Here is an 11,138-nt window from a genome sequence, read left to right as displayed (position 1 = left end):
ATGAGATCCAAAATCTTTACAATATTTATTATCCTGCTGGTTGCCATAACGGTAATCTACCTGTCATTGGATAAGATAGCCATATTCGCGTTATCAAAAATTTACAAACTCAATATATCGTACAAATCTATGACCAAAGATGCGCGGGATGGCTATATATTTGAAAATCTGAAGATGGTAAACGACAAGATGGGACTCGGGTTCTTCTGCGCGCGCGCCACTATAAAGCCTGTGCAAAAACTCAATTTTCTAAAGAGCCTGGATTTTGATTTTAAATTCAAGGACGCGCACTTTATAAAAAGCTCGAAAGATAAACCGAAAGCGCAGTATGACACGCTCGAAGGCATAGTGGCAATGCCATTTGAAGGGCGATGGACCTATAAAGACATATCCGGCGTTGTCGAAATATTTTCCAACGGCTTTACGCTAAAGAAATTCCAGGCCAACGGAAGGGAGATAAAACTCTTTATTTCCGGGGATATATTCTACCAGGGAGTGGTAGATGTAAATATAACCGCCTCATTCTCCAAAGATACGCTTAAAGATGTGCCTATGGAGCTGCATTCGGTAATAATGAACGATGAGCCGCAGGAGTGGAAGAGCTTATCGGTAAAGCTAAAAGGTGACTATCGCTCGCCATCGGTTCAGATATCGGGCAAGATGTTCAGGCTCAACGTGGGCACTATGGTGATGAAGGAATAATGGGCGGGGTTGATTTTTGACAGGCGCTATGTTATAATGTGGCCCGTTTAAGGAAAAAATTATAGTACGGTATGGAAAAAGATAACATACAAAAAGAGCTTTTTGAGTTTGACGCGCCCAGAAGACAGCCAAATAGATTCGGCCGTTTTTTTCAAAGAACGGATTTTGCCGTAAGCCTGAGTGCCGAAAGGCTTATATTTGTCTCAATCGGCGTAATAATGCTGCTTGTGGTATCATTCGCTCTTGGCGTAGAGAGAGGCAAGGCATCTGCGGCCAAAACTGTCCGCATAAGTCCCGCTATCGCGCAGGCTGTCCCGGCACAGCGTCCTGCGGCAGCCGTAACGATACAGCAGCCGGTACAGGCCAAAACGGCGGTTAAAGCGCCGGTTAAGGCAGTCGCGGTAAAGCCCGCGCAGAATACAATGCCTTATACAATAGTAGTTGCGGCGTTCTCGAAGGAGGCAACTGCCGTTAAAGAGGTAGGCCGGATCAAAATAAGCGGCCTTGAGGCATTTGTATATAACAGCGAGCCGTATTATCTGGTCTGTGTTGGATCATTCGCGAATAAAGAGAACGCGCAAAGGACATTAAACAAAGTAAAACAGATGCATCGAGATGCATATGTAAGGTTAAAATAGAAAGTAAACCAGGAGGTAACGAAGATGTCGCAACATCCCAGCTTAAGAGTGTCGGACAAAGATAAAGCGCAGAGGTCTGTCCTCAAACGTCACGAGAGAATAAAGGCGCTCAAAGAAAAAGAAAAGTGGGCCGATGAAGATTCTGTATATGGACTGCCTAAGGTAAAGATAACGAGATTCAAGATTAAGAAGGAAAAAGCAGCAGCCGCAGCCGAAGGCGCCGAAGGCGCGGCTCCGGCGGCGGGCGCGGCTCCGGCCGCGGCAGGTAAGGCTCCGGCAGCGGGCAAAGCGCCTGCGGCAGGTAAGGCAGCTGAAGCGAAGAAAGAAACAAAAAAATAATTCTTTCATGACTAATAGCGTCAAAGTTCCCTTAAAGGACAGGTCTTACAATATTCTGATAGGCCCGGGGGTTATCAGACAGACCGGCGCTATTCTCAAAAATCTTTCCATTGGTAAAGACGCTATAGTCGTAACCAACAAAAAAGTAGCGTGCCTCTATGGAAAAAAGATCGAAAGTTCCTTAAATAAATCCGGAATAAGCTTTAAGCTGGAACTTGTTCCGGATTCAGAAAAGGCAAAGTCCCACAAAACATTAATATCCCTCCTGAATAGAATAGGCGCCTACGACAAGAACAGGACATTGTTTCTCATCGCGTTGGGCGGCGGAGTCATAGGCGACCTGACAGGATTCGCCGCTTCTATATACAAAAGAGGGATACCGTACGTTCAGATACCCACCACACTGCTTTCGCAGGTCGATTCGGCGATAGGCGGCAAGACGGCGATAGACCTGCCTGCGGCAAAAAATCTTGTGGGTTCATTCTACCAGCCAAAGGTTGTTATATCCGATACATCTATATTGACATCCCTTTCCGGCAAACAGATAAAAAACGGCCTGGCGGAGTGCATAAAATACGGCGTCATAAAAGACAAAGGGCTATTCGAATATCTGGAGTATAACTACAGAAAAGTGTTGATGCTCAATAAAGACGCCCTCATGCGCATAGTAGCGGCGTGCAGCCGGATTAAAGCAAAAGTTGTGGCCCAGGACGAGCTTGACAGGCTTGGTAAACGCATAATATTAAACTATGGCCATACTGTCGGCCATGCCCTTGAGAGCGCGGCGGATTATTCGCAAAGATATAATCATGGCGAGGCCATAGCCATAGGCATGGTATGCGCGTCGGATATATCGGCAAAATTGAATCTTATCAAATATGAAGATAAGTTGCGAATAGAGTCCCTGATAAAAAAGTGCGGGCTGCCCGTAAAGATCTCGGGGCTGAAGATATCCCGCATATACGACTCGCTTTTGCGCGATAAAAAATTTGTACATGGAAAAAATAAGTTCGTCCTTCCTTCGGGAATAGGGAAGGTGCGTATAGTTGAAGGTATAAAGCGCCCGCTGATAATCAATTCGATTAAAGGACGCATGTAAAATGAGGAGCTGCCTATGCATAAGCTGAGAGTCTTCACCAAGAATGACGCGTCCGGGGTCAAAGACCTGATATTATCTATCCTCACAAAAGAATATCCTTTTGACAAGAACGCGTATTCTGACAGTGACCTTGACAAGATCCATGAAGTGTACGGCGGGCCAAAAGAATCTTTTATCGTTATCGAAGATGACGGAGGGATAGCGGGAACTGTTGGGGTAAAAGAAGATACCGAAAATACCGCGTTATTGCGCAGACTATTCGTAGATTTAAAACACCGCAGAAAAGGTTATGGGACCCAATTACTTGATAAGGCGATAGATTTTTGTAAAGAAAAAGGTTATAAGAGAGTCTATTTCAGGTGCACAGATCGTATGGCCGATGCCATGAGACTTTGTCTTAAGAAAGGGTTTAAAGAGACGGAGGCCCTGGAGATATCGGGATTCAAAATACACAATCTTGAATTAAAAATTTAGGCTTAATTGTTAAGTTCCAGCCTCACATTAGAATTATTCACATCGAGCAGGACGCAATCTTTCTCGATAACCAGGACAGTGGCGCCGTTTATTTTGTCTCCTTCCTCAAGCACATAGCCATTTATAATAGCTTGAGGCCCATCTTCCAGATACATTATACCGCTTAAATTAAATAGGGGATTCCGCTTCGTTACGAAACTTACAGGGTTCGTCTTAGGCGGAGTGAAGTCTTCTACTACCTTAGGCGCGGATACGGAAGCGTCACGGCTCTCCTGGCTTACGGGCACACGCTTGGATTTATCGGCATTTCTATCAGAATATTGCAAAGATAATCTAAGGCCATAAGCGAGCAGAAGTATTGCCAATATCCCCACCAAAGCAGGCAGGCGCTTAGACGTTATATTTTTTATGTCATGCGGAATTTGAATTTCAGGCGCCGGCAGCGCGGCTTCCTTAACCGAGTCCGCGCACTTAACCGATTCGGTCACTTCAGGTATCTTTTTTTCGGAAAAATCACCCTGGGCTTTTTTTAAAGCTTCCTGTATTATGCTCATGCTACAGCCACCACCCCTTCTATCTCTTGTATGCACCTTTCAATTATTGAAAGATCTATATGTTTTGTTTCGACGACATAGGCGCAAAGGAGCGCCTTGTCACACACTTTGTTTATTATCCTCGGTATCCCTTTGGAATACCTATAAATACCTTCCAGTGCCGCATCGGAAAAATTTATATCACCCCTTGAACCCGCAACCTTAAGACGGTGGCATATGTATTCTACGACTTCGTTGCTTTCCAGAGGCGTGATATGGAACCTTACGCTGATCCTCTGCCTTAACTGCTCCAGGCCGGGGGAGTTGATCTTATCTCTTAATTGAGGCTGGCCGACAAGGATCATCTGAAAAAGTTTTTCTTTTTCTGTCTCAAGATTCGAAAGTATCCTCAACTCTTCAAGAACGGAGTTTTTAAGATTTTGCGCTTCATCTATTATCAGAACGACATTTTTATTTCTCGAAAGCTCTTCGAGCAAAAAATTATTAAATTGCCTCAACATGGCCGCTTTGGTTTTTCTTTCTACGGACAGGCCGAAGTCTTCGAGTATCGTTTGGAATAACTGCATATCGGGAAGAGTGGAATTAAAGATGAACGCGCTCTTTGTATTAGCGTCGAGATGATTCAAAAGCGCCCTGCAAAGGGTGGTCTTGCCGGCGCCTATTTCTCCGGTTATCTCCAAAAAGCCTTTTCTTTCTTTAATGCCGTATAAAAGATGCGAAAACGCTTCTTTATGGACACGACTTAAAAAAAGAAAGTTCGGGTCGCTGGTAACGTTGAAAGGCTTCTCTTTAAGGCCGAAGAATTCTCTATACATGGTTTATTTAAAACAATTATATATCCAAAACCGGCGTAAAGCAAATAAAATTACTTGCATTTTAAAAACGCGTTATGTATACTGTAATGCGTGTTGAAAAGCACAATAAGGAGATTTATTTTATGTGGAACGGTATTAACAGAAGAAAATTCCCGAGAGCAAGCTACAAGTGTCTTATTACGATCAAAAAACGTCTCACCGCAAAGACTATATCCACAAACACAGAGAATATAGGCGCTGGCGGGATATGTGTGATTATAAAGGAAGATTTGGGCCTTTTCCAGGGTGTTGACCTCGAATTATTCCTTGAAGACGACCGTCCGCCTATAAAATGCGGCGGCACAGTCGTATGGGTAGTCAAAAAATCCGAACCCAAACAGAAGGGCAGCTATATTTACGATACCGGAGTAGAATTTATCGATATAAGGCCGGAGGACAGGGATAGGATATCCGAAGCTGTGGAAGAGATAATAAAATCCCAATCCAGGTCGAGAAAATAGCTTCATTTTAACTGCGCAACCTTGACAAAATATGCTATCTATGTTATACTTAAAGCAAATTTAGTGTAAAGGAGGTGAAAGAATAAGATGAAAAGCTTACTAAAGGGTATAATTATATGCGTTGCTGTGTTGATGGTCCTGAATATGGCTTCTGCTAGCTATGCACAGGATATGGGAAAGAAACTATACAGAGGAGTCGCGAACATCGTAACTGGCTGGGTAGAACTACCTAAGAACATTTACGACACAAGCGTAGAAGATAATCCTCTCTCTGGTTTAACAATTGGATTGGCAAAAGGAGTCGGAATGACGATCGTTAGGACTGGCGCCGGCGTTTACGAGACGGTGACATTCCCATTCCCGATACCGGAAGGATATAATCCAGTATTGGAACCGGAGTTTGTATTTAAGGGCAAATAAGATTATTTGCTTTTCATAAATAAGGGGATAGAAATAATATTTTTATCCCCTTATTTTTGTCATTAAAAAAACTGTACCTAAAATATGATAGAGAGAAGAGATTTCATAAGATTCAATGCCGCACTGAAGGCGATCTGCGAAATAGGCCGCGGCATAAAGAGGACTTACGAAGTAAAGAATATCTCTAAGTCCGGCGCCCTCATAGTTTTAGATACACCGCTTGATAACGGCTCCGAGATAAATGTATCTTTAGACGTGCCTGGAGACAATGTGCCGATATTCGTTTCAGGTACTGTAGCGTGGCAGAGAAAATCGATACTCGAACCAAAAAAAAGCGCGTATGAAACCGGCATCAGGTTTGCCGTTATAGATGGGTTTGATAAAAGTAGATTGTTAGATTATATCTATTCACTGTGGTTGAAACTATCAGAAAGGAAATGATCCCTTTTTATGGCTGAAGAAAAGAAAGACCAGACAAAAGAAACTCCGAAGGCCGAGACTCCTAAACAAGAGGCTCCTAAGGCCGAAGCTCCTGCGCAGGAAGCCCCCAAGGCCGAGGCGCCAAAGGCTGAAGCTGCCGGAAAACCCGCGGAAGAGAAAAAAGTTGAAGAGAAGAAGAAAGAGAAGCCTGTCAATTGCGCAGTGTGCAACAAATCGATAAAGAAAAAACGCTATTACTACAGAAATGGCAAATTTTTCTGCACCAAGAGATGCTGGAAGACGACGGCAAAGAAAGAAGAGCAGGCCCAAACGCCCGAAAATCCTTCTGATGCCAAAGAGCAAGCTCCCTCAAAATAATATCCTGCATAAAAATACGCTGGTAAGCGCTTGTCTTGCCGGCGTAAATTGCACTTTTCGCGGCTCTGGTAATCTTAATGATAAGATAAAAGCAAAAGAGGCTTAATATGCCGAGTAATGTATACCTGACAAGGCTGGATAGCAGCGAAAAAGACGAGGCAATAAATAAGAAGATAGAAAATCTTGTCAAGCGATCCGGAGTGCTAAACTTTATAAAAAAGGATTCTTACACCGGCATTAAGATACATTTCGGAGAGAGCGGCAATACCGGCCACATAAAATCCGATTGGCTCAAAAGCCTGGTTAGTAATGTACAATCAAGAACAAAAAATATATTCTTCACCGACACAAATGTGCTGTATAAGGAGAGCGAGAGGACAAATGCCGTAGATCACCTTAAGCTTTCGTATAAACATGGTTTCGGATTCGATAAGATGGGTGTACCGGTAATCATAGCGGACGGGGTTTGGGGCAGAAATTTTGTAGAAGTAGAGATAAACAAGAAACGCTTTTCCAAAGTAAAGATAGCTTCTGATATCGCCGACTGCGACAGCCTATTGGCGCTAACTCATATAACGGGCCATATAATGACCGGTTTTGCCGGTGCGATAAAAAACCTGGGCATGGGCTGCGCATCGAGACGGGGAAAGTTCGAACAACATTGCGGGATCGTTCCCGATTTCAACATAGAACACTGTGTAGGCTGCGGACTCTGTGTTGCCAATTGTCCCGCGGGGTGTATTAGCCTTGAAGCGGGTAAGGCAAGACTGGATGAAACCAGGTGCATCGGCTGTGGTGAGTGTGTAGTGGTATGTAAAACGGACGCTTTGACCACAAAATGGAGCGAAACACTTGCAAACCTGCAAGAGAAGATGGTAGAATATGCCTACGGTGCGGTGGAGATCCTTGACAGAAAGCTGGGTTATATAAATTTTCTTACAAATATAACCGGAGACTGCGATTGTCTTGCAAAGGACGAACCCAGGATAACACATGATATAGGCATACTTGCCTCAGACGATCTGGTCAGCATAGATAAGGCGTCTGCGGACCTTTTAAACAATATGGGCAAGCAGGACATATTTAGAGCCCGGCACTCTGAAATAGACTGGACGGTGCAGCTAAAGTACGCCAACGAACTCGGGCTCGGCAATTTGGATTACAAATTAATAGAAGTAGATGATTAATAAGTAAAATATTAGGAGAACTAAAACGATGGTTTCTGAAGAAAGAAGACGGTTTCCGCGATTAGAGGATGACACTCTTTCGCTTAAGTTGGACGGGTTCGATTCGATAACCCATACTCTAAATATAAGCACGTCGGGAGTATATTGCAAAGTAGACAAAGAGCTGCCTCTGATGTCCAGGGTAAAACTGATGCTTATGGTGCCCGATTTCTCAAAGGACAAACCCGGCGCGAAGAATATCGAGGTAAGCGGCATAGTTGTGAGGCAGCATTCGGTCATAGTAGACGGTATCATAAAACATTATGATATAGCGGTATTTTTTGATGATCTATCAGCTAAGGATAAAGAAATCATAGCTACTTATATTTCAAATAAGAAAGGCCGGTAGATGTTTTTTATTGTAGGGACATGCTTTTTGGCATTACTATCCGTAACGCTCTTTATGTTATGGGCACATGAGAGAATAACGAATAAAAGAATAACGCCCCGCGCCAAAATAGAAGAATACTGGGACAGCGAAGAGAGGCGCAAGCATCAGCGTTTTGACAAGGACCTGGAAGTTGAATATAGCGTAGAAAAAAAATCTCATCTCAAACCCGGCAGGACCATAAATGTGTCCGGCGGTGGAATGAAACTTCTTATAGATGAAAAACTGCCTGAAGGCTCAATAATGGATATTAAAGCATATATACCGGAAAAAAAGAAAGTAGTGGAAGTCGAGGCCGAGGTCGTATGGATTAAAGACGCGCAGGATCAGGATTCGTTCGGCAAAAGACTATTTCATTGCGGTGTAAAATTTATCGCGTTAAAAGAGCCCGCGCACACCCATCTCGCCGATATCCTGCATGGGTAATATACGAACCGCCGGAAAAGTTAAGCTAATTACAGGACTCATATCCAACGATACGGAGCTCTTTGACAAAGCAAAGCTTTTACTGGAAAAAAGATTTAAAAACAAAATCGACTTTGAAAGCACTATTATCGATTTTTCTTACACGGATTATTACAACAAAGAGATGGGCATTAATTTAAAGCGTAAATTCTTAAGTTTTAAAAAACTGGTCTCTTTAAAAAATATTGAAAAGATGAAATTGGTCTCGAATAAGATAGAAGATAAATTTTCTCTTAATAATAAACGCGCAATAAATATAGATCCGGGATACCTGGACCTGGCCAAGCTCGTGCTCTTCTCCACAAAAGATTATTCGCACAGGATGCATGTCGGTAATAATATATATGCCGAAGTAACGCTGCATTTCATGGGTGAAAAATTCAATGCCTGGCCATGGACATATCCTGATTACAGGACAGACGAGTATATATCAATATTCAATTCTATAAGGGAACGCTACAAAAACGAAATTAAGGGAAATAGGTAATGATTGTAAAGAAGAAGAGCCTTATAGTCGGGTTAGTATCGAGCTTCGTAATAGCTCTGGTGCTGGTACTGACACTGGCGGGATATTTCATATACCTTGAGTTCAAGGCTAAGGAGTTCGAGACAAGTTATCACGAACTCTTGGGCAAGGCCAAGGCAAAAATATATTCAAAATATATTGCCATTGAAAAGCTGGACGCAAGAATAGAGAATACCGGCCCTCTCAAGGGAAAACCTATAATAGAAGGAACCGTCACTAATAAAGGCGCCAAGGAGATACTCGATTTATGCCTAATAATAAATTTCCTGGATAAAGACAACGCTGTTATCTACCAGACCCAGATGTATCCGCAGGAGCCGTCCCTGGGGGGAAGCGTTCTTCCTTATGTGAATATACCCTATCTGTCCACTCATCCGAAAACGGTCTTAAAGCCGAACGAATCGTATGCCTTCAAAAAAATAATTTTAAACTGCCCGACCGAGATATTTCTTGAGTTAAGAGAAGGTGAAAAACCCAAGAAAAGTTTTGGAAAGTGGTCCGGCAGGCTAACGGCAGACAACGCATCGCTGGACTTTTAAAATATGAGAAAAGTTTATCTTACCGTATTCATAATCTTCGTAGTAAGCGCGATACTCTTCACTGCATCGCTGTTTTATCTGGATAAAGAAAAACACAAGCTTTTACATTTTACGGTAAATATTGACGGCCGTGACATGGGCACCATAAAAGTGGACAAGTTCATTACCGACGAAAACCTGCTCTATAAATCGCAAAGCTCCATGCCGTTTGAGCCATTATTGACAGACTCAAAATCGCGGCTGACCCTGGACAAAAGGTACTCTTTAATCAATTATACAAGAGAAGAATCGGGCGGTGGAGCCCAAAATACCGTGCTTCTCGATAATATAAACGATAATATATCCTTTGTTGGAACAGCCATGTCCGAATTCGCTTACATTGCCAACTTGCCTATAAAACACAACACATTTGTATTCGAAGAATATTCTCCGGTAACATACCTGCCGATCCTTGAAAATTACGATTTTGACATAGGCCAAGCGCAGGCTTTTAATGTGGTAATGTGCTATTCGCCGCTTCTGCCACCTATGAAAAAACTCTTAATACTCACATCTATCAGGGATGAATATATCAAAATAGGGTCGAGGAAGACGAAGGTGGAATGTCTGCTGATAAAGATGAGAAATTTTCCGCAAGGCATGCTATTTGTCACAAAAACGGGCAGGAGCCTTGTAGGGATAGAATTTCCTGAAAAAAAAATAAAGATAACACGCACTTTTACGCCTAAAGATTTCGAAGCAGGGCCATTTATTTTAAAATCAGACACCTACACAACAGAAGAGGTGAAGATTAACGACAAAAAAACAGCTCTTACGGGAACCCTCGCCGCACCCAAAGATCAGGGCATTCATCCTGCCGTACTTTTGATAAGCGGTACGGAAGAAAGCGACAGGGAAGAGCAAGGATTATTTACACACCTTTGCGATACACTTGCAAGGAATGGTTTCTTAACTTTACGATTTGATAAGCGCGGAATAGGATCAAGCGGCGGCGATAGTAAATCTACTACCGATAGCGAAGCGTTCGATGACGCCAAAGCGGCCTTGAACTACTTATTCGGAAGAAAAGACGCCGATATAGATAAGATCATTCTCATAGGTCACGGCAAGGGCGCGTTAGATGCCGCAAAGATAGCATCTGAAACAAAAAATGTCAAAGCGCTGATTCTATTGTCGCCTTTGATAACTTCAGCCGGCCAGATGGATCTTAATTTTGACAGCCTTAATGAGATGGCCGCTAAACGCAAATGGGACGAGCAGTATCTTAAATTGACTATAAAGTCCCGCATGGAGACCATAGACAAAGTAAAAAATATAAAGGGCGACTGGGCGACGATATTAAGAACGAGATGCTTCCTGAAAAAGCTAAGAGAAGATTTACAGGAGAACCCTATAGACATTATCAGAAAGGTTGAGTGCCCCGTACTCATATTACAAGGCAAGGAAGACGAACTGATTCCCCCAAAGGATGTTTCTAACCTGGATAAGGCTCTGGAAGATAGCGGAAATAAAAATCACAAGCTAATATATTATGGATATTTAGGCCATTTTCTTGGCAAGCCTATCAATGATGGAGTTCATAAGCTATACTATGAAACCGATCCAGCCGTGCTCGACACTATAAAGAAGTGGCTTGAGGGCAACGTATAAAATCC

At 42.9% G+C, this 11,138-nt stretch carries 17 protein-coding genes; 15 read left to right on the top strand and 2 right to left on the bottom strand.

Going from position 1 to position 11,138, the window contains the following annotated elements; translation table 11 throughout:
* From Q8R38_07780 to Q8R38_07760, 5 genes are all read left to right on the top strand, one after another.
* A complete protein-coding gene (locus Q8R38_07780) occupies positions 1-702 on the top strand; it encodes a hypothetical protein (protein ID MDP3791926.1) in 702 nt (233 codons plus the stop codon).
* Between the two features lie 71 nt (positions 703-773).
* On the top strand, positions 774-1,340 hold the full coding sequence (locus Q8R38_07775; GenBank protein MDP3791925.1) for an SPOR domain-containing protein: 567 nt from the start codon (positions 774-776) through the stop codon (positions 1,338-1,340).
* 24 nt (positions 1,341-1,364) lie between these two features.
* Entirely contained in the window at positions 1,365-1,679 is a 315-nt protein-coding gene (locus Q8R38_07770) for a small basic protein (protein ID MDP3791924.1), read from the top strand.
* A 7-nt stretch (positions 1,680-1,686) separates the two neighbouring features.
* Positions 1,687-2,778 (top strand): 3-dehydroquinate synthase, encoded by a 1,092-nt coding sequence (gene aroB, locus Q8R38_07765; GenBank protein ID MDP3791923.1) that lies wholly within the window; start codon positions 1,687-1,689, stop codon positions 2,776-2,778.
* 15 nt (positions 2,779-2,793) lie between these two features.
* Complete coding sequence (locus Q8R38_07760) at positions 2,794-3,252, top strand: GNAT family N-acetyltransferase (protein MDP3791922.1); 459 nt, start codon at positions 2,794-2,796, stop codon at positions 3,250-3,252.
* Positions 3,253-3,254: 2 nt separating this feature from the next.
* Here the strand turns inward: Q8R38_07760 and Q8R38_07755 are convergent, their stop codons facing one another.
* Together Q8R38_07755 and Q8R38_07750 are read right to left on the bottom strand one after the other, a co-directional pair.
* Positions 3,255-3,806: a hypothetical protein gene (locus Q8R38_07755; GenBank protein MDP3791921.1), complete on the bottom strand. Its 552-nt coding sequence runs from the start codon at positions 3,804-3,806 to the stop codon at positions 3,255-3,257.
* Entirely contained in the window at positions 3,803-4,621 is an 819-nt protein-coding gene (locus tag Q8R38_07750; GenBank protein ID MDP3791920.1) for an XrtA-associated ATPase, read from the bottom strand. Before Q8R38_07750 ends, Q8R38_07755 begins: the two co-directional genes overlap by 4 nt.
* A gap of 122 nt (positions 4,622-4,743) precedes the next feature.
* Here Q8R38_07750 and Q8R38_07745 point away from each other — a divergent pair, with 122 nt between their 5' ends.
* The 10 genes from Q8R38_07745 to Q8R38_07700 all read left to right on the top strand — a co-directional run bounded on the left by Q8R38_07745 (position 4,744) and on the right by Q8R38_07700 (position 11,133).
* Positions 4,744-5,121: a PilZ domain-containing protein gene (locus Q8R38_07745; protein MDP3791919.1), complete on the top strand. Its 378-nt coding sequence runs from the start codon at positions 4,744-4,746 to the stop codon at positions 5,119-5,121.
* Positions 5,122-5,208: 87 nt separating this feature from the next.
* Positions 5,209-5,541 (top strand): exosortase system-associated protein, TIGR04073 family, encoded by a 333-nt coding sequence (locus Q8R38_07740; GenBank protein ID MDP3791918.1) that lies wholly within the window; start codon positions 5,209-5,211, stop codon positions 5,539-5,541.
* An 84-nt stretch (positions 5,542-5,625) separates the two neighbouring features.
* A complete protein-coding gene (locus tag Q8R38_07735) occupies positions 5,626-5,982 on the top strand; it encodes a PilZ domain-containing protein (protein ID MDP3791917.1) in 357 nt (118 codons plus the stop codon).
* A gap of 9 nt (positions 5,983-5,991) precedes the next feature.
* Complete coding sequence (locus Q8R38_07730; protein MDP3791916.1) at positions 5,992-6,339, top strand: hypothetical protein; 348 nt, start codon at positions 5,992-5,994, stop codon at positions 6,337-6,339.
* A 107-nt stretch (positions 6,340-6,446) separates the two neighbouring features.
* Positions 6,447-7,526, top strand: coding sequence for a DUF362 domain-containing protein (locus tag Q8R38_07725; GenBank protein MDP3791915.1), 1,080 nt, complete (start codon positions 6,447-6,449; stop codon positions 7,524-7,526).
* Between the two features lie 28 nt (positions 7,527-7,554).
* A complete protein-coding gene (locus Q8R38_07720; protein ID MDP3791914.1) occupies positions 7,555-7,914 on the top strand; it encodes a PilZ domain-containing protein in 360 nt (119 codons plus the stop codon).
* Positions 7,915-8,379, top strand: coding sequence for a PilZ domain-containing protein (locus Q8R38_07715; protein MDP3791913.1), 465 nt, complete (start codon positions 7,915-7,917; stop codon positions 8,377-8,379). It begins immediately after the preceding gene.
* The gene (locus Q8R38_07710) at positions 8,372-8,905 is read left to right on the top strand and encodes a DUF4416 family protein (GenBank protein MDP3791912.1); all 534 of its coding nucleotides are present in this window, start codon (positions 8,372-8,374) and stop codon (positions 8,903-8,905) included. Before Q8R38_07715 ends, Q8R38_07710 begins: the two co-directional genes overlap by 8 nt.
* Positions 8,905-9,483 carry a hypothetical protein gene (locus tag Q8R38_07705; protein ID MDP3791911.1) on the top strand — a complete coding sequence of 193 codons (579 nt, stop codon included), beginning with the start codon at positions 8,905-8,907 and terminating at the stop codon, positions 9,481-9,483. The genes Q8R38_07710 and Q8R38_07705 overlap by 1 nt, the downstream gene beginning before the upstream one ends.
* A 3-nt stretch (positions 9,484-9,486) precedes the next feature.
* Complete coding sequence (locus tag Q8R38_07700) at positions 9,487-11,133, top strand: alpha/beta fold hydrolase (protein MDP3791910.1); 1,647 nt, start codon at positions 9,487-9,489, stop codon at positions 11,131-11,133.
* Positions 11,134-11,138: the final 5 nt, after the last annotated feature.

The organism is Candidatus Omnitrophota bacterium (assembly GCA_030695905.1).
In the GTDB taxonomy this organism is placed as follows: Bacteria; Omnitrophota; Gorgyraeia; order 2-01-FULL-45-10; family 2-01-FULL-45-10; genus CAZHPY01.
The sequence above is the reverse complement of the archived record's forward strand: the minus strand, read 5'-3'. Positions and strand labels throughout refer to the sequence as shown.